Source organism: Nostoc sp. FACHB-892 (genome assembly GCF_014698795.1).
In the GTDB taxonomy this organism is placed as follows: Bacteria; Cyanobacteriota; Cyanobacteriia; order Cyanobacteriales; family Nostocaceae; genus Nostoc.
Genome location: NZ_JACJTR010000004.1, coordinates 288217 through 305095 on the forward strand (window position 1 = coordinate 288217; position 16879 = coordinate 305095).

At 40.1% G+C, this 16879-nt stretch carries 20 protein-coding genes; 8 read left to right on the forward strand and 12 right to left on the reverse strand.

Annotation, left to right across the window (positions count from 1 at the left end; genetic code table 11):
* Nucleotides 1-117: 117 nt before the first annotated feature.
* The 5 genes from H6G96_RS08060 (at nucleotide 118) to H6G96_RS08080 (ending at nucleotide 4997) form a co-directional block, all read left to right on the forward strand.
* Entirely contained in the window at nucleotides 118-1062 is a 945-nt protein-coding gene (locus H6G96_RS08060) for a sulfonate ABC transporter substrate-binding protein (RefSeq protein WP_242063198.1), read from the forward strand.
* Nucleotides 1063-1104: 42 nt separating this feature from the next.
* Complete coding sequence (locus H6G96_RS08065) at nucleotides 1105-2814, forward strand: fumarate reductase/succinate dehydrogenase flavoprotein subunit (RefSeq protein ID WP_190910961.1); 1710 nt, start codon at nucleotides 1105-1107, stop codon at nucleotides 2812-2814.
* A gap of 4 nt (nucleotides 2815-2818) precedes the next feature.
* The gene (locus tag H6G96_RS08070; protein WP_190910962.1) at nucleotides 2819-3601 is read left to right on the forward strand and encodes a class I SAM-dependent methyltransferase; all 783 of its coding nucleotides are present in this window, start codon (nucleotides 2819-2821) and stop codon (nucleotides 3599-3601) included.
* Nucleotides 3602-3793: 192 nt separating this feature from the next.
* Nucleotides 3794-4021 (forward strand): ferredoxin family protein, encoded by a 228-nt coding sequence (locus H6G96_RS08075; RefSeq protein ID WP_190910963.1) that lies wholly within the window; start codon nucleotides 3794-3796, stop codon nucleotides 4019-4021.
* A gap of 19 nt (nucleotides 4022-4040) precedes the next feature.
* Complete coding sequence (locus H6G96_RS08080; protein WP_190910964.1) at nucleotides 4041-4997, forward strand: HEAT repeat domain-containing protein; 957 nt, start codon at nucleotides 4041-4043, stop codon at nucleotides 4995-4997.
* Here the strand turns inward: H6G96_RS08080 and H6G96_RS42305 are convergent.
* The 8 genes from H6G96_RS42305 to H6G96_RS42310 form a co-directional block, all read right to left on the reverse strand.
* The gene (locus H6G96_RS42305; protein ID WP_277932900.1) at nucleotides 4994-5116 is read right to left on the reverse strand and encodes a hypothetical protein; all 123 of its coding nucleotides are present in this window, start codon (nucleotides 5114-5116) and stop codon (nucleotides 4994-4996) included. The two genes, H6G96_RS08080 and H6G96_RS42305, sit on opposite strands and share 4 nt — an antisense overlap.
* A gap of 22 nt (nucleotides 5117-5138) precedes the next feature.
* Nucleotides 5139-5759, reverse strand: a complete 621-nt coding sequence (locus tag H6G96_RS08085) for a pentapeptide repeat-containing protein (protein WP_190910965.1) — start codon at nucleotides 5757-5759, stop codon at nucleotides 5139-5141.
* Between the two features lie 190 nt (nucleotides 5760-5949).
* Nucleotides 5950-6273, reverse strand: coding sequence for a hypothetical protein (locus tag H6G96_RS08090; RefSeq protein ID WP_190910966.1), 324 nt, complete (start codon nucleotides 6271-6273; stop codon nucleotides 5950-5952).
* Between the two features lie 9 nt (nucleotides 6274-6282).
* Complete coding sequence (locus H6G96_RS08095) at nucleotides 6283-6957, reverse strand: cadmium resistance transporter (protein WP_190910967.1); 675 nt, start codon at nucleotides 6955-6957, stop codon at nucleotides 6283-6285.
* Between the two features lie 331 nt (nucleotides 6958-7288).
* The gene (locus tag H6G96_RS08100; protein ID WP_190910968.1) at nucleotides 7289-8089 is read right to left on the reverse strand and encodes an SDR family oxidoreductase; all 801 of its coding nucleotides are present in this window, start codon (nucleotides 8087-8089) and stop codon (nucleotides 7289-7291) included.
* Between the two features lie 52 nt (nucleotides 8090-8141).
* Nucleotides 8142-9092 (reverse strand): zinc-binding dehydrogenase, encoded by a 951-nt coding sequence (locus tag H6G96_RS08105; RefSeq protein WP_190910969.1) that lies wholly within the window; start codon nucleotides 9090-9092, stop codon nucleotides 8142-8144.
* Between the two features lie 73 nt (nucleotides 9093-9165).
* On the reverse strand, nucleotides 9166-9303 hold the full coding sequence (locus tag H6G96_RS41190; protein WP_242063199.1) for a hypothetical protein: 138 nt from the start codon (nucleotides 9301-9303) through the stop codon (nucleotides 9166-9168).
* Nucleotides 9304-9330: 27 nt separating this feature from the next.
* On the reverse strand, nucleotides 9331-9456 hold the full coding sequence (locus H6G96_RS42310; protein WP_277932901.1) for a hypothetical protein: 126 nt from the start codon (nucleotides 9454-9456) through the stop codon (nucleotides 9331-9333).
* Between the two features lie 153 nt (nucleotides 9457-9609).
* On the opposite strand from H6G96_RS42310, the gene H6G96_RS08115 reads away from it, so the two are divergent.
* Nucleotides 9610-10059: a hypothetical protein gene (locus tag H6G96_RS08115; protein WP_190910970.1), complete on the forward strand. Its 450-nt coding sequence runs from the start codon at nucleotides 9610-9612 to the stop codon at nucleotides 10057-10059.
* Nucleotides 10060-10142: 83 nt separating this feature from the next.
* On the opposite strand, the gene H6G96_RS08120 is transcribed toward H6G96_RS08115, so the two are convergent.
* The 4 genes from H6G96_RS08120 to H6G96_RS08135 form a co-directional block, all read right to left on the reverse strand.
* The gene (locus tag H6G96_RS08120; protein WP_242063200.1) at nucleotides 10143-11210 is read right to left on the reverse strand and encodes a DMT family transporter; all 1068 of its coding nucleotides are present in this window, start codon (nucleotides 11208-11210) and stop codon (nucleotides 10143-10145) included.
* A gap of 120 nt (nucleotides 11211-11330) precedes the next feature.
* On the reverse strand, nucleotides 11331-12245 hold the full coding sequence (locus H6G96_RS08125; protein WP_190910971.1) for a TauD/TfdA family dioxygenase: 915 nt from the start codon (nucleotides 12243-12245) through the stop codon (nucleotides 11331-11333).
* Between the two features lie 51 nt (nucleotides 12246-12296).
* Nucleotides 12297-13163: a CmcJ/NvfI family oxidoreductase gene (locus tag H6G96_RS08130; RefSeq protein WP_190910972.1), complete on the reverse strand. Its 867-nt coding sequence runs from the start codon at nucleotides 13161-13163 to the stop codon at nucleotides 12297-12299.
* Nucleotides 13164-13264: 101 nt separating this feature from the next.
* Nucleotides 13265-13945, reverse strand: coding sequence for a glutathione S-transferase family protein (locus H6G96_RS08135; protein WP_190910973.1), 681 nt, complete (start codon nucleotides 13943-13945; stop codon nucleotides 13265-13267).
* A gap of 348 nt (nucleotides 13946-14293) precedes the next feature.
* Here H6G96_RS08135 and H6G96_RS08140 point away from each other — a divergent pair, with 348 nt between their 5' ends.
* Together H6G96_RS08140 and H6G96_RS08145 are read left to right on the forward strand one after the other, a co-directional pair.
* Nucleotides 14294-14959 carry a glutathione S-transferase family protein gene (locus tag H6G96_RS08140; RefSeq protein ID WP_190910974.1) on the forward strand — a complete coding sequence of 222 codons (666 nt, stop codon included), beginning with the start codon at nucleotides 14294-14296 and terminating at the stop codon, nucleotides 14957-14959.
* A 741-nt stretch (nucleotides 14960-15700) separates the two neighbouring features.
* On the forward strand, nucleotides 15701-16498 hold the full coding sequence (locus tag H6G96_RS08145) for an ATP-binding cassette domain-containing protein (protein WP_190730970.1): 798 nt from the start codon (nucleotides 15701-15703) through the stop codon (nucleotides 16496-16498).
* Nucleotides 16499-16879: the final 381 nt, after the last annotated feature.

Consider the following 16879-nt stretch of genomic DNA (forward strand, 5'->3'; position numbering starts at 1 on the left):
CGTATGTTAACCAAGTATTTATTAGATCGACATATGAAGATTGTCAGCAACTTTCTTCAAAATTATGAAACATGGAGAATTAGCACATTTGCCTTATTCTTTGCGTGCGGGTTAAGTTTGACTCTTGTTATATCTGCGTGTTCTCCCAACAACACAGTTAATTCCGCCACAACGCAGACAACGAATAAAGGTGTTGTAGTTCGTATCGGCTATCAAAAAGCGGCAACTATTCTCAATGCTCTGAAGAATCGAGGCAGTTTAGCGCAAACTTTAACTGCTGCTGGTGCTTCGGTGACATGGGCAGAATTTCCCGCAGGCCCGCCTATGTTAGAAGCGATGAACGCAGGTAGTATTGACTTTGGCTATACAGGTGAATCACCCCCTATTTTTGCCCAAGCGGCAGGTACTCCCTTGCTTTATGTTGCTTATGATCCTTGGAGTCCTAAAGCAGAAGCAATTGTTGTACCGAAAAATTCACCAATTAAAAGTGTTGCTGAACTTAAAGGTAAAAAAGTTGCCTTTGCCAAAGGATCGAACACTAACTATCTTGTTGTCAAAGCTTTAGAAGCTGCCGGATTGAAATATAGTGACATCAAGCCAACACATCTAACACCAGCAGATGCCCGTGCAGCTTTTGAAAGTGGTAATGTTGATGCTTGGGCAATTTGGGACCCTTACCTAGCAGCAGTTGAACACGATATAGATGTGAGAATTTTAACAGATGCGACAAATTTAGCACCAAATCGGGGTTATTATCTTGCTCGTCAAGAGTTTGTCAATTCTCACCCAGATTTATTAAAAACTCTTTTAGATGAAGCTAGCAAAATAGATAAATGGGCAACAAATAATCCAGACGAGGTTGCCAAGTTCCTCGAACCAGAATTAGGGATTAAAGCAGCCGCATTGGAAATTGCTGAAAAGCGCCGGAAGTATGGCGTTTTACCTCTGACAGATGAAGTAATTACTCAACAACAAAATATTGCTGATACTTTTCATCAAATTAAGCTAGTTCCCAAGAAAATCCAGGTTAAAGACATCGTTTGGAACGGTAATAAATCCTAAAAATTTCCTCCTTACTCTTTACTCGCCCAGTTCTAAAAGCTTATGGACATCAATACCCAACGGATAAAAACTGATGTACTTGTCATCGGTGGTGGTACAGCTGGAACGATGGCTGGAATTAAAGCCAAACAAGCAAATCCCGATGCGGAGGTGCTGATTTTAGAAAAAGCTAACATTCGACGAAGTGGTGCGATCGCAATGGGTATGGATGGGGTAAACACCGCAGTCATTCCCGGCCATTCTACCCCAGAACAATACGTGCGCGAAGTCACCTTGGCTAACGATGGGATTCTCAACCAAAAAGCCGTATATCAAACAGGTAAATTAGGTTATGAAGTCATCCAAGAATTAGAAAGTTGGGGTGTGAAATTTCAAAAAGATGTCCAAGGAAACTATGATTTAAAACAAGTGCATCGTGTAGGTAAATATGTCCTACCTATGCCAGAAGGTAAAGACTTAAAAACCATTCTCACCCGTCAAGTCAAACGCCACAAAGTCAAAGTGACAAATCGCGTCATGGCAACAAGGGTATTAGTAAAAGAGGGACGTGCTATTGGTGCAGTGGGATTTGATGTCAGGAACGGTGATTATATTGTCATTCAAGCCAAAGCAGTCATCTTGTGTACAGGTGCTTGCGGTAGATTAGGATTACCAGCTTCTGGCTATCTCTACGGCACTTACGAAAATCCTACCAATGCCGGGGATGGCTATTCAATGGCTTATCATGCAGGCGCAGAACTCAGTAATATTGAATGCTTTCAAGTTAATCCTCTAATTAAAGATTATAACGGCCCTGCTTGTGCTTATGTTGCCGGGCCTTTTGGCGCTCATACAGCCAATGCCGAAGGAAATCGCTTCATTAGTTGCGACTATTGGAGTGGTCAAATGATGTTGGAAATCTGGAAAGAATTAAACTCTGGTAAAGGGCCAGTCCAACTGAAAATGACCCACCTTGATGAAGACACAATTGCTGAAATTGAATCAATACTTTGGGCGAATGAACGACCAAGTAGAGAACGCTTCCATCAAGGTAGAAATGAAGATTACCGCACTCACGGCATAGAGATGCACATTTCTGAAATTGGCTTATGTAGCGGTCATAGTGCCTCTGGTGTCTGGGTAAATGAAAATGCCCAAACAACCGTTCCTGGTTTATATGCAGCCGGAGACATGGCTAGCGTTCCCCATAATTATATGATTGGAGCATTTGTTTTCGGTCGGATAGCAGGTACTCACGCCATCGAATATATCCAAGACTTAGATTTAATCGAACCAGATGCAGATTTTTTAGAAATAGAAAAAGCCAGAATTTATGCCCCATTAACTCGCCCTAATGGTGTACCTCATACCCAGGTAGAATATAAATTAAGACGTTTAGTTAATGACTATCTGCAACCACCAAAAACAGGCAATAAAATTGAGATTGGTTTGAAACATTTTGTTCAATATCAAGAAACATTAGATTTAATGGGCGCTCGTGATCCCCATGAATTGATGCGCTCTCTTGAAGTGCATTTTATCCGCGATTGTGCAGAAATGGCAGCCAGAGCATCATTATATCGTCAAGAAACTCGTTGGGGACTTTATCATTACCGCTTAGATTATCCAGATAAGAATGATGACGAGTGGTTCTGTCATGTCAATTTAAATAAAGATGAATTAGGTAAAATGGTATTGTTTAAGCGTCCTGTAGATCCTTATATCGTGGAAATAGATAGAGTCAAAGAACTTTATGATGTAGCTGTGAGCTAAAATAATGCCTATTTATAATTCAATCGGTCAACAATACTCAAAAACTCGTGTTACTGACCAGCGCATTGTCAATACATTAGTTAATTTACTTAATTTACCCAAAGATAGCATTATCGCTGATATTGGGGCTGGTACTGGTGGTTACAGTTTAGCACTAGCTAACCAAGGATTTCTTGTTAATGCTATTGAACCTTCTGTAGTGATGCAAAAACAAGCAAAAGAGCATCCAAAAATTAAATGGTTTACTGGCTATGCAGAAAGTTTACCTCTACCAGATAAGTCTGTTGATGGCGTTATCAGTATGCTGGCAATTCATCACTTTGTTCATCTTGAAAAAGCGTTTCAAGAAATGCAACGAGTTATTAGAGATGGGGCAATAGTTTTGCTAAGTTTTGATATTAGGTTTGCTAAGAAAATATGGCTTTATGATTATTTCCCTTTTTTGTGGGAAGATGCCCTACGATTTTTACCACTTAATGAACAGATTAATTTAATTCATACTAATACTAAAAGGCGTGTTGAAGCCATACCCCTTTTGTTACCATACGACTTATCTGATTTATTCGCAGCAGCAGCGTGGAGAAGACCAGAGTTATATCTTCAACCAGAAGTACGTGCGGGAATATCATCTTTTGCTTTAGCTAATCAAGATTTAATCAATAAAGGATTACAGTTATTAGCAGCAGATTTAAGTAGTGGCGATTGGGTAAAACAGTATGGTGATATTCATAATTTGACAGAAATTGATTTAGGCTATCGTTTTATCCGCGCAACGCTGGATAACTAAATAATCATAATTAAAATTTATGACAAATAAAGTGATACAGGTGAGCAAATTAAAATTAGACAAGCTGAGACTAAAGATGTAGAGATAATTACTAGTCCTTGCGAACAACTGGAATATTTTGTAACAAATCAAAAAATAGAGCAATATCTTGTTAAAATTCAAAATTTAGTTGAATTAAGGAGTAACAAATTTATGGCTTTAATCACACAAAGAGTAGATGTTCCTGTCATTGTTGATGAATCTAAATGTTTAGAAAAATGCACTGCTTGTATTGAGGTTTGTCCTTTAGATGTGCTAGCAAAAAATCCAGAGACAGGCAAAGCTTACATGAAATATGACGAGTGTTGGTTTTGTTTACCCTGTGAAAAAGAATGTCCAACTAATGCTATTACTGTGCAGATTCCTTTCTTATTACGTTAATTACTAATAGTTTAAACGAATGAATAATGACCTAGAATATTGGCTAGAGATGCTGCGATCGCCTGATGTAAATGAGCGTATAGTAGCTATCAAAACTTTACAACATTTGGGCGATGATAAAACAATCCATGCTTTAATCGTCGCCCTCAAAGATGAAAACATTACTGTGCAAAAAATAGCAATATCTGCCCTCTGGGAGATTGCCAATCCTGTTGCTATTCCTGCTTTAATTGAATGCCTTAATTCAGTAGATATAGACATTCGCACTGAAGCAGCTTCAGCTTTAAATGAGTTAATTACGCAAGATGAATTACTATATTTACTAGATAAGTTACAAAGCAATAATATCAATACACAATTAAATATTTTAATGCTTTTACGGAAAATTCATGATATTCAATCTTTACCGGATATTTTACCATTTTTAGAATCAGATAACCCTGAATTAAGAGAAGCAGCAATTACCACACTGCGATATATAAATCAACTAGAAAAATGCCCCCAAGCTTTGAATTTGATTTTTGATGAATCAGCACTTGTGCGTCGGTCTGCTGCTTTAACTTTAGGACATTTACAAGATTCAGAAGTGATTATAATACTTTCTCAAGCGCTCACAAATGATAGTGACTGGCAAGTTCGTCGTAATGCATCTAAATCTTTAGCTATTCATGAAAATTATCAAGCCATTTCAGCATTAACAATCGCTTTAAATGATGAACATTGGCAAGTGCGGAAATCAGCAGCACAAGCTTTGCAAAAAATCCCAGATATTCAAGCTATGCCGAAACTAATTCAAGCATTAACAGATGAATATGCAGATGTCCGTAAAGAAGCAGTAATTGCACTTGGTAATTTAGCTAATCCTGCTGTTATTAACTCCTTGCAACAAGCATTAGACGACCCCGATCGAGAAGTTTCCATCCAAGCGCAACGCGCAATTCTAAAGAATCAAAAAGATAAAAGTTCTCTTCCCTAACCTCTAATCGATTGAATTTGATAACCTTTGGCGAGGCGATTAGTCAGTTTGCAGTAGTAGCGAAGCGATCGCCATAAATATAAATAAGCTAGGGAGCGCTCCCTAGCTGAGATATCCATTCACTTAGCTAAACACCGGGAATTATTGATACTGATACTGATTCGTAAATCCTAGAGGTACGATCGCATCTTCTAAATCAGCTCCTAGCAAATTTGCACCTTGGATATTGGCATTCATGAGATTTGTTTTTTGTAAATCTGCCTTTTGTAAGTTCGCGCCTTGTAAATCAGCTCCTAGCAGGTTTGCTCCCTCTAAATCTGCATCAAATAAGTTTGCCCCTTGCAGATTTGCTCCAGCTATGTTTGCTTTGCTTAAATCTACTCCTTGTAAATTAGCTGTTGCGAGGTTTATTCCTTGTAGGTTTGCTTTTTCTAATTCTGCTTCTTGTAGATTTGCACCTGCTAAGTTAGCTGCTTGCAGATTGGCATTGTCTAATTGCGCTCCAACTAGATTGCATCCAGCACATTCATTAGTTGTCAAGAGACGCTGAACATTTGCAGCCACAGTATCTACTGGCAATACTGTTGGAGGCATGATAGGCGGAGCTACTATTGGAGTTGATGTAGATTCTGTAGGTACTGGTGATATCTCTGATTGAGCTAAAGCATAGGGCTGATCAAAAAGAGAAAATACCGTCAGAAGTAGCATAAATGCAGAAGTCAAAAGCCAAGAAGTTATTTTTTTTGAGTTTGGATTATTCATTAAATTCATTCCTCTTGAGTATGGTTTTTTTTGTTTTCTTTAACCTTGTTTTTACTTTAATACTAATTCCTTAATAAAATCAAACACTATTGTTTTCCATAACCATAAATAAAAATGATGATAAATTTTAATTAGATATTTAAAGTGTCAGCTTGCATTTGATATTAGCTTTAAAATAAAGTTGATTCATTTAATTAATATTTATATTATTTAAAAAGTCGCCATTCTTGTTAACTTCCAATCTGTCTCGATTTACCCAACGATTAACGAACTCATTTTTATTTTTATGCACTTTTACTTGCACTTGCTTAGAGCCTAATTTGATGACTTCGGCAGGAATTCTTTGGGTGTTTTCTGAGTCAGCACGAGCTTTATAAAGCCAGATAACTTTTTGCCCTATGAAATAGTCATTATTGACGCTTAAATGTGATGTTTCATCTGCCCAAGAGGGGGCAGCAATTACTAAATTGATTAAAAGGATTAAAATCATTAAAGTGATTTTGATAATTTTCATGTCTACAATTTATTTGAAAAGCATTGCTAGATTGGGTACAAGCTGATAAGTTCCACTTTTAACAATGATGGATAACCCTAAGTATATTAAGACAAATGGAAAGACCTTCCGACCATAGCGAGTAAATACAGAAGCCATTACAGGATTACGAGTCAGATTGTAAGAGAGAAAGCACCAGAAACCAATTGATATATAAAATACACACAAAATTACTGCCAAGCTAGGAACATTACTACTAGCGAATAATGGAACATAAATACCAATATTATTTCCACCATTGGCAATAGTAACAGCAGAAACACGATAGGTTTGAGGATCTTTGAGAGTTGCTAACAAGCCTTTCTTATGGCGTTTATATTTGATTGAATGGTCAAAATTTACTGATACATCTTGTACAATATCTTCTTGCTGTTCTCGGCTCATAAGATGGCTGATACCAATTATAATTGGGAGAAGCCCTAGCAACCCAATCCATGATTCCGGAAGAACTAACCCACCGAAAAAACCAGGTAGGCTAGCCATTACTAATGTAGTGAATCCCACAAATTCGCCAATAATAACGTGTTTTGGACGAAATATATGATTTACTTTTCCAAAAAAGGCAGTCAAATATAGATTGTCATCAAATGTGGTTGCAAAAGCCGCAGACATACCAATAAATAATGTACCAATTAGCCAAGTCATATTTTTCTCTACAACTATTTAACAAAAATTTTTCAGACAATAATTGGAGCTAGCCATCAATTACAGATGTAATTTTGTTCTTCAACAGGTAAGTTGAGTGGCTTATGAATCTAATATTATGGTCTAGGTCAGATAAGAGCAAATACTCTTTCTTTTTAAAACGATAAAATAAATTTATTGAATAAAAAATCAAAAGCACCAAGCAATGGGAATTACCTGGTGCTGGTGCTGGTGCAAGTAAGATATTAATTAATTATTTGGAGTAGTCAAGCATCCAACTTATTGAAAAAGTCGGATATCATGTTATTCATGAAAAATTGAAGACGACTATTTAAACACCCGGAGTATTTCCACCATCAACCAGAATTTCTGCCCCAGTAATTGAAGAGGCCAAATCGGAGGCTAAAAATAAAGCCAAGGCAGCAATCTCTTCTGGCTTAACAATTTTGCCCAAAGGTATGGACTTCAATGATTCCGCCTTGATTTCTTCTACACTCACACCGCGAATTTGGGCATTTTGCTCTGCCAAACGTTCAGCGCGTTCAGTGCCAGTCAAACCAGGAGAGATGGCGTTAATGCGAATATTATACTGGGCTAACTCTTTAGAGATTCCTCGTGTGAAGTTTAATAAAGCAGCATTGGTTGTACCGCCTGGAAGGAAGGATGGACGGGGTGTGCGTCCTGCACCACCAATAATATTGACAATTCGCCCATCGTGCCGATTTTTTTGATGTGGTACAACAGCTCTAACTAATCGGATGTAGCCCAATAGTTTCAGATTCCAAGCATCCAAAAAAGCATCATCACCCAATTCTAAAAAAGACCCTGCACGCGCTGAACCAGCATTGTTAATTAAAATATCAATCTGACCAAATTGTGCCAAAGTTGTGGAAACTATCTGATCAATACTTTCTGCTTGAGTCAGGTCGGCACTAATGGAGATAATCTTAGCCCCTGGGGTGGGTAAGGATTGGATATCAGCTACAGCTTTCTCTAATCTTTCTGGATTGCGAGCAGCAATTACTACATTCACACCTTCACTATACAAAGCTCTGGCGATCGCTAATCCAATACCTGCACTACCACCTGTAACAATTGCTGTTTTACCTGATAGTTGTAGTTCTAAGCTCATAACAATTTACTTAATTTAATTTTGTTCATGAATTTGCAAAAAACTCGATGATTCACAGATTGGAGACGTGCAATACAGCTTTGCCAAGGTAGCTTCTATTTAACAATTTCTGTGCTATGTCAGCTATTTCTATCCAATCAGCTTGAATATCAATCACAGGACGCAATTGGCCTACTTCTACTAAACGCAAAAGCCTTTGTAATCCTACTGCTGCTGATTCTCGTCTCAATTCATGGAACAAAATAAGACCATACAAACTTGCACCACCAGTGCCATAGAAGCGCTGTGCATTGAATGTTACTTCATTTCCTCCGGAAGTACCAAACAGAACTATAGTCCCATCTTCTGCCAACAAACCGAGGGCTGTTCCGAGGGTGTTTCCACCCACTGATTCGATAATCAAATGATAGGGACCATATTTGCTAGCTGGTGATAGGTCTTCACCAATGACTACAGAATCAGCACCAGCATCTTTAACGAAGGTTTCGTATTCTGCACGGCGAATGTGTGCTATTACTTGTGCGCCACTGAGACGTGCTAATTGAATGGCGAAGTGACCCACACCACCAGATGCACCTGTAATCAAAACTGGACGACCTAAAGGTGAGCCACCTTTGAGTAGGGTATGATATGCGGTCAAACCAGCTACGGGTAGTGTAGCAGCTTGAGCAAAAGAAACTGACGAGGGCAATTCTGCTAGTGAGTGGGTTGGTACTGATACTAATTCCGCCCATGCGCCAGAACGGAGTAAGCCGACAACTCGCGTCCCGATAGCAGGCCCAGAACCATCAGCAGCAGGAGTTTCGACAATACCAGCCAAGTCCCAACCTGGTCGCCAACCTGCTTCGGCGGTGGTAGAACGTCTGACTTCTCCCCGGTTAAGGGAAATTTCTGCTACTCTAATAACCGCTTCATTCGCAGCAGGGGTGGGTGCATCTACATCACGTAGTGCTAAACGCCCTGATATATCAGGATCAACAACAACAGCACGGATTTTACTCATTTTGTCAAACCTAAATTGAGTTACAAGTTTTAGTTTGATGCAGTTTCGTTGGAAAGAGGATTAATAATTTCTCTTAAGGAGCGATCGCATTGCAATCAACATAAAGAATCTCTTTACCCACATTGCTTATTACCTCAGTTACTTGCTTTGCTGGGACTAGAACTGATAACACCACATCAGATTCAATTACTAGTTGTGTAAGAGAACCCACATCTTGAATATTTGCGGCGGTTGCTAATTACTGAGTTCTGGGACTGCGATCATCAAGGGAGGCAATAGTTTTTAATCCATTTTGATTGAGAACGGCTGCTATAGCCTGCCCCATATTAACCAGACTTAAAATACCAACAGTTTGGATTTGCATGGAAAGCTTGATAATTACCTGTATTCAGCTTTTGACTAATACGCTGATTTTGGTGATTGAGTTATCAGATAAACCACTATAAATTGATAAAATTACCGCAGTTAACTTAAATAAGAAGTTATCATAAATCATTCTAAGGAAGCAAGCTACCTCATGACTCAAAAAGCAGAATTCTCTCGATTTGTTCTAGCTTTCGTTGCTGGATTTATTGCTGTGCTGGTATTTCACCAAGGCTTGCTCGTGCTGCTTCATGCAATTAACTTTGCGCCCCGTCCACCTTTTCAAACTACACCTACACAGCCTTTTGGTATACCCCAATTTCTATCAGCTGCTTTCTGGGGAGGAGTTTGGGGTTTAGTGTGGGCGACTATTACAGTGGGTTGGCAAGTAAATAGAAAATATTGGATAGCATCGCTAATTTTTGGTGCTGTTGCTCCGACATTAGTGGCTTGGTTTGTAGTTGCACCATCGAAAGGTCTACCCATTGGCGGAGGTTGGCAACCAGCTGGAATCATTACTGCCTTATTAGTCAATAGTGCTTGGGGAGTGGGAACAGCTTTATTATTCAGTTGGTTTGTGAGCAGGCAAGTATTAAATCGCTAAATATCAAACAGAATAACGGGGGCAGACATAATTCCTAATACTCTACGGGAAGTAAGCTATGTAATTCGTAATTTAGAAGATTTCTATGAAAGGCTACGTCTACGGATAAAGCCTTCTCCACTTAACAGTGCAATTCCTAATGTGACAATCCCAATCCCCAAGCTTTGAATCATATTTAAAGTTTCACTAATTGCGATCCATGCGACTAATACTGTTAATGCTGGACTGCTTGCACCGATAATAGAAGCCTTCGTTGCACCAATCATGCGAATTCCTATATTATTGAATGTGTGTCCTATAAAACTCACTACACCCGAAAAAATACTACCAATCCACAGGGGTATCCAATCCAATTGAGTGCTGGGAAGTGGCCAAAATAGTAAGCTGATACCAGAAAACAGTAGGGTGCAGGTAAAACTAATCCAGGTGAAAGGAACTGGATGAAATTTTTCCAAACATTTTTGGGCCATGACTTTATAAAAGGCGTAAACAACCCCAGAGCCAACACTGGCGAAAATGCCAGTAGTAATGGTGTCACTACTGTAAGCAGCAGAAGATTGAGGAATTGTAAGTACGCTACCCCCCAAAATAATCACCATCACTAGCCAACGGAAGAGTGTAGGACGTTCGCCAAAAAACCTCCAAGCAAGCAACGCTGTAAACACAGGATAGGTAAAGAAGAGGGTCATGGCAATGCCAGTAGGAATTAAGCCAATACCAATGTAGAGTAAGGCAATATACACAAACATTAATACTCCACAGCCCAATGCTTGGAGCAAAACATCAGTGCGTTCGGGCCTGAATAACTCTCGAAATTCTTTACCACCAGATGGATATAACTTGAATGCTAGAGATGCCATAAGTGGAACCACTAATAGCATTCGCATGAACATGAGCAATAATGAGTTCTGCAAATCCGGTTTAACGTATCCACCGAGTAAAAATAAACCCAGTACGAGATGTTCTGAAAACAAAACTCGCACAGCAACGTTGTGAAACGATAAGACGAAAGCGGATATAAGAACCGTCAGAATGCCCAACTTGCTAAAAAGGTTTTTAAAGGACAACCCGATTGTATTGCTAAAACCACTGTTTTTTCTGGTACTGATTTCTCTGTTGTCTAGTAAATGCTTAGTGTCTTTGTGGTTCAAGATTTTTGACCACAAGAACGAGGGCAGCCGTGTAAGTGGGTTTCCCAGCTTGTAGACCCGTAGCGGCTACTTTACGGGTTCGGACTGCCCGTACAACGGTAAAAGCCTTTTTTACCTTTTCTAAACTAAAGCAGGTTCACGTCGGTTATAGGCAGAAGAGTCTCCTTTGATGGCTTCACTTTGTTTACCATCGATACCAACTGGAATATCACCAACGATTGTTACACGCTGAACATGACGAGGTTGATTGCCGTAGTCTGCGATCGCATAATGTTGAGTAGCGCGATTATCCCAGAAAGCTACATCTCCCACTTGCCAACGCCACCGCACTGTATTTTCGGGGCGAGTGATGTAAGCCTGCAACAATTTTACAATTTCATCTGATTCATTCTGTGATAAACCACGCAGGCGGCGCACAAAACCACCGATAAATAATCCCCTTTCACCCGATTCAGGATGAACGCGCACTACTGGATGTAGAGTTTCGTATACGGTAGAGGTGAAGACTTCTCGATAAGCACGAACTTCTTCGGGAACATCTATTACAGCTGCTGCATAGTCGTAAGCGTTGCTGTGTATTGCCCAGAGTTGGTCAGCGAGGTTACGCAGATGGTTTGGTAAATCTTCGTAGGCAGTCACGGAGTTTGCCCAAATGGTATCACCTCCAGATGGGGGAATCACTAAGGCTCGTAAAATAGAACCTAGAGGGGGACGGTCTACAAATGTGACATCGGTATGCCAAGTATTAGCACGGCTTACAGTTCGGCCATAATTTAGGTCAAGAACTTCTGGGTTGTCTGGAAGTGACGGGACAGTCGGATGAGCTGTGGTGACTTCTCCAAAGCGACGGGCAAAGGCTACTTGTCCATTAGCATCGAGATTTTGTCCCCGAAAGAAAATGACTTTGTGTTTAACTAAAGTTTTACGAATATCGCTGATGATTTCGTCGCTAAGGTTGCTGCTCAGGTCAACACCAATGATTTTTGCCCCAATACGTCCGGCGATTGGTTTGATGTCAAAGTATTGTGAACCCATGATATGTATTTCTCCAAGTATTATTGTTGTGGAATCAGTACAAGAGCGTATCTATGCAGGGTAAAAAACGAATGTCCGTAGTTCGATGCTTTCTCGTGGAGGAGCATCTGCTGGGCTGGTGGGGTCTTCAAAAGCTGTGTGAGCTGCAAAACGTGCTATCCCCTTTTCAGCAGAGTCGAAACACTTAATAAATAGTGCTTCATCTCTGTGCATTTGCGGAAAATAGAACCATTGATGTTGGGAATTATACGTAGCTGAGTATGTTTCGCCAACGCGATCGCGGTACACCAAATCACTTGCTACAAGGTCTGTAGAGGCAATAGTTTGGGCATCACATACTGCTAACGGTGATTCTTGGATTGGTTGGGCGATCGCTCTCCAAACATTAATAATCGCAAAGCGTTGTTGCAATAGAGTGTCAATATTCTCTATTCCCTGCACTGCTAATTCTCGACGGGCACGAGTGTAGCCAGATTTAGCGGTGAAGTCGTTGTGTACCCGCTTGGCAGGTTCTTTAATATTATTTTCACCAGGCTTGGACTGACCAGCGTTACGCAAGGTATGATCGAATATCACCACCTGAGTTGCACCCGTCACATCTTTTAATAATTGCTCTGCTTCTGGGTAGTAAACACGGCGTACTTCGTCTTCGTCATAAAAGTTACTGACATTAGTCTGATGCCTAGTAAATGCAAATCCTTCTCGATCTAACAAGATGTTTTTAGAGATAGAGCGAGCATTATAGATTGGTAGTTTGTGTGTCTGATGAGTTCCATTCGAGCGGGGAATCCCTGCTGGTGGTTCATAAGTGTAGTTAATCAGTTTTTCTGCCATCGGAATTAGGTAAGTGAGGTTAGCTTCTACGGATGGCAAATTATGAAAAATCGGTCTGTCGAGAACTTGGCTATCTACGCTCATAGTTTTTGTCCTGATTGTTTGACCCAATTGATAAAAGTCGGCAAAAGGTCAATTTCAATTAATTACGTGTTGAAATCATGCACCTTCCCCCACCTTCTGCCTTATTGAGCAGCACCAACGGGGGTAGGTTGACCGAGAACTTTGGCAAATCTCTGCACGTAGTAATCCACAGGATTTGCTACTACTTGAATTGAATCGCGATCGCGCACAGCATTCCACCATGTTTGCAAACGGGGTGTTTCTGTTGGTAAGGCAAAACTGCGGAAGTGATCCAAAACGGGTAAGCGTTCAAACCAAGGATAGAAGCTGATATCCACTAAACTAAACTGATCCCCTAACCAGTAAGGCCCATTTCCAGATAACTTAGATAATCCTTCTTGCTCAATATACAACAGCGCTTCTGTGAACTCTCGTCGTCCCTGTTCTTGTTCTTGGGCATCTTTACCACGTAAGAATTTGTTAAATGCAGGTACAAAGCGAGTATTGGCGTAGTCGATCCAGATACGGGCGATCGCCTTCTGTGCGGGATCATGAGGTAATAACGATGGTTCTGGAAAAACCTCTTCTAAATATTCATTGATAATTGCAGACTCATAGAGTTCAACATCTCCATGCTTAATCGCTGGAACTTTGCCGTAGTGGGAAATCTGCGTGTAACCATCTGGTTTGTTTTGTAAATCAATTTCAACTTGGGTAAAGTCAATACCTTTTTCTAGCAACACGACACGCGTGCGTTGAGAGAAAGTAGAAGCTTTAGCAAAGTAAAGTTGTAAGTTGCTCATGGAATGCTTTCCTTTGTAAATATTGCGTTACCAACTGTTTGGAGTTGCAAGAAGCGAAATGCTTGAGTAGCAGGTATTTATCTATGCTAAAAACTATATTACGGTTTATCAGTTGGTTTGCCGTAGTTTAAACACATCATACAATCTTTCCGAAAGGAAAAGTTCTTCTGAATATAAATTTATGTATACCTAATTTTTAGGTTATCTAAATAAATATGACTCTGATATCGTATTCATCATTAGCCCGGGTGGTAGTGATATAGAAAGCGCACTGTAAAATTATAATACTGTAAATCTATCGACATAGAGTAGAATAAGCTGAAGCGCTTCTTTTGGAAGGAACAGAAAATGCCCCAAATAAAGATATATAGTGCAGTCGTTTGTCCTTATGCTCATCGTTCGCGCCTAGTACTCCAAGAAAAAGGCGTTGATTTTGAATTGATTGAGATTAATTTGCAGAACAAGCCTGAAGGATTTACTGATATTTCGCCTTATGGCAAAGTACCTGCGATCGCACATGGTGATCAACGAGTGTGGGAATCGGCAGTAATTAATGAATATCTCGATGAGGTTTTTCCCAATCCGCCACTGCTACCCAGCAGTCCCATTGCTAAAGCACAGGCGCGGATTTGGATCGATTTCGCCAATACTAGATTAGTTCCAGCTTTTTCTACTCTCTTACGTAGTCCAGATGTCTCACAGCAAGAAGCAGCTAAACAGGAACTATACAAACATTTGGAATTTATTGAAAAAGAAGGTTTGGGAAAACTATCGCCAGAAGGCCCTTACTGGTTTGGTGAATCGGTTAGTCTAGTCGATTTCACCTTTTATCCTTGGTTTGAGCGCTGGCCAGCACTTAAGCACTATCGCGGCTTTGCCATACCTACTGAATTTACCCGTCTACATCAGTGGAAAAAGGCTTTAAAGCAGCGTGATTCTGTAGAGGCGATCGCTAATAGCAAAGAGTTTTACATAGAGCGCTATGCTAGATTTGCTACTCCTGTAGCTGCTTAATGCTATAACTGTCCTAGAAAAAGTTGGCTGTCGAAACTTAAACCTTAACGAAAATCGGCGGGAATCCCATCCCAACAAGAGGGGTGTCCGGGATAGCCGCCCGCCGATTTAGTCATTAGTTATTAGTCATTAGTCATTGGTGCTAATGACTAATGACCAATGACCAATGACTTCGATTTCCCCCCGGCTTCAAGCCGGGGGATGAGTTAACAGTCAACTCTTGATTATCTGAGTATCATTCCACTAAAACACTCAACAAAATAGGCTTTTAATTAAAATTATCAAAGTTTCTTGACTTTATTTCTCGTCAGTAAATATGACTAGATGTGAAATCAACCTTCATTTTGCAAAAAAATGCAAAATTACTTGTCTTTTATAGCTAACTATGCGAAGCTACTAAAATAGAAAAAGTACTAAAACCCTACCGTCTTACCGTACTTTATGATAACTGAAATCAATCTTGTTAAAGCTAGTCCGGTTATAGCAGGAATATGCTTGGTAGTTCAGTCCTGAAGCTTTCATAACAATCAATATATATGGTTAATTCAGTGTTATCTCAAAAGTGTTGTTTATTCGCCAGTTGATTGTATTTTCTAAACTTACAACTTATTTAGCAAAGACCGAAATTTTCAGACTTGATAGAAATCAAAATATTGATTGCTGGTTTTTCAAAAAAGCCGTGTTCCATCCAGTCAGTAGAGAATAAACAGCCGACATAGCATAAAAATAGGAGATTTTGAGATGGTATCTGCAACGCGTGGAATGTATTTGCAACTAGAAGGGTTAACAAAGTCTTTTGGGAAGAAGACTGTCTTACAAGAAATTAATTTAGACATTAAACCAGGAGAATTTGTGGCTATTGTTGGCCGCAGTGGATGTGGTAAAAGTACACTGCTGCGTTTAATTGCTGGGTTAGATGAACCGAGTGCAGGGGGTGTGTTGCTGAATAATCAAATTTCCCTTCAGCGTACAAATCCCACCGTGCGGATGATGTTTCAAGATGCGCGACTTCTGCCTTGGCAGCGCGTGTTATCAAATGTAGAGTTAGGGTTATTTGGTTCTAAGTCGAAAGTTTACGCCAAACAAACAGCTTTGCAGGTCTTGCGTGCAGTCGGTTTAGAAGACCGTGCTAACGAATGGCCAGCTGTTCTCTCTGGTGGACAACGTCAACGGGTAGCGTTAGCCAGAGCCTTGGCAAGTAAGCCTTCTTTGATGCTTCTAGATGAACCATTGGGTGCTTTGGATGCTTTAACCCGGATTGAAATGCAGCAATTATTAGAAGAGTTGTGGCAGGAGCAAGGATTTACGGCACTGTTAATCACCCATGATGTAGAAGAAGCCGTGGTGTTAGCAGACCGAGTAATATTGATTGAAAACGGTCAAATTGGTATGGACGTGAGAATCAATCTGCCACGTCCAAGAGCCAGAGGCAATGCAGAGTTTGCCCAGCTGGTTGAGAAGATTTTACAACGAGTAATGGGTGAACGCGATCGCCTGCCTGAATATGCCCTAAATTCTCAACTTAGATATTCTAACTAGAATTAAATACTGGGAATTGGGGATAGAACTATACCTCTTTGTGTTGAGACAATTCCTAACTTTCACCACATCTACCCCATCCCCATTTCCCATTTCCTTATCCGATCACAAGCATAACAACTAGGTTATGGCGCAAGTAGTTGAAGTGTTGGTTTCGATATGACTACAAGTACGTTTGAAATCATGGAAACCCTTTCTATGGCGAACAAATACGGGTTTGATAGATACACGTACTTTTATACATCACGACCCTGTAGCTTAGAAATTGCGTGATATTGGCAACTAAGTACTTAATCAAGAATTACCTGTTGTAACGCAATATTCCTAAAGTTTCCGCCACAACATACCTCAAATCGGTTGCTTAAGGTGGGTAAAACCACC

Excerpts from the sequence above, each read along its gene's own strand:
- H6G96_RS08070 (WP_190910962.1), top strand. The coding sequence starts at position 2,819 with ATGCCTATTTATAATTCAATCGGTCAACAATACTCAAAAACTCGTGTT.
- H6G96_RS42305 (WP_277932900.1), bottom strand. The coding sequence starts at position 5,116 with ATGGATATCTCAGCTAGGGAGCGCTCCCTAGCTTATTTATATTTATGG.
- H6G96_RS08105 (WP_190910969.1), bottom strand. The coding sequence starts at position 9,092 with ATGAGTAAAATCCGTGCTGTTGTTGTTGATCCTGATATATCAGGGCGT.
- H6G96_RS08065 (WP_190910961.1), top strand. The coding sequence starts at position 1,105 with ATGGACATCAATACCCAACGGATAAAAACTGATGTACTTGTCATCGGT.
- H6G96_RS08095 (WP_190910967.1), bottom strand. The coding sequence starts at position 6,957 with ATGACTTGGCTAATTGGTACATTATTTATTGGTATGTCTGCGGCTTTT.
- H6G96_RS08100 (WP_190910968.1), bottom strand. The coding sequence starts at position 8,089 with ATGAGCTTAGAACTACAACTATCAGGTAAAACAGCAATTGTTACAGGT.
- H6G96_RS08140 (WP_190910974.1), top strand. The coding sequence starts at position 14,294 with ATGCCCCAAATAAAGATATATAGTGCAGTCGTTTGTCCTTATGCTCAT.
- H6G96_RS08145 (WP_190730970.1), top strand. The coding sequence starts at position 15,701 with ATGGTATCTGCAACGCGTGGAATGTATTTGCAACTAGAAGGGTTAACA.
- H6G96_RS42310 (WP_277932901.1), bottom strand. The coding sequence starts at position 9,456 with ATGCAAATCCAAACTGTTGGTATTTTAAGTCTGGTTAATATGGGGCAG.
- H6G96_RS08115 (WP_190910970.1), top strand. The coding sequence starts at position 9,610 with ATGACTCAAAAAGCAGAATTCTCTCGATTTGTTCTAGCTTTCGTTGCT.
- H6G96_RS08125 (WP_190910971.1), bottom strand. The coding sequence starts at position 12,245 with ATGGGTTCACAATACTTTGACATCAAACCAATCGCCGGACGTATTGGG.
- H6G96_RS08135 (WP_190910973.1), bottom strand. The coding sequence starts at position 13,945 with ATGAGCAACTTACAACTTTACTTTGCTAAAGCTTCTACTTTCTCTCAA.
- H6G96_RS08130 (WP_190910972.1), bottom strand. The coding sequence starts at position 13,163 with ATGAGCGTAGATAGCCAAGTTCTCGACAGACCGATTTTTCATAATTTG.
- H6G96_RS08075 (WP_190910963.1), top strand. The coding sequence starts at position 3,794 with ATGGCTTTAATCACACAAAGAGTAGATGTTCCTGTCATTGTTGATGAA.
- H6G96_RS08080 (WP_190910964.1), top strand. The coding sequence starts at position 4,041 with ATGAATAATGACCTAGAATATTGGCTAGAGATGCTGCGATCGCCTGAT.
- H6G96_RS08085 (WP_190910965.1), bottom strand. The coding sequence starts at position 5,759 with ATGAATAATCCAAACTCAAAAAAAATAACTTCTTGGCTTTTGACTTCT.
- H6G96_RS08090 (WP_190910966.1), bottom strand. The coding sequence starts at position 6,273 with ATGAAAATTATCAAAATCACTTTAATGATTTTAATCCTTTTAATCAAT.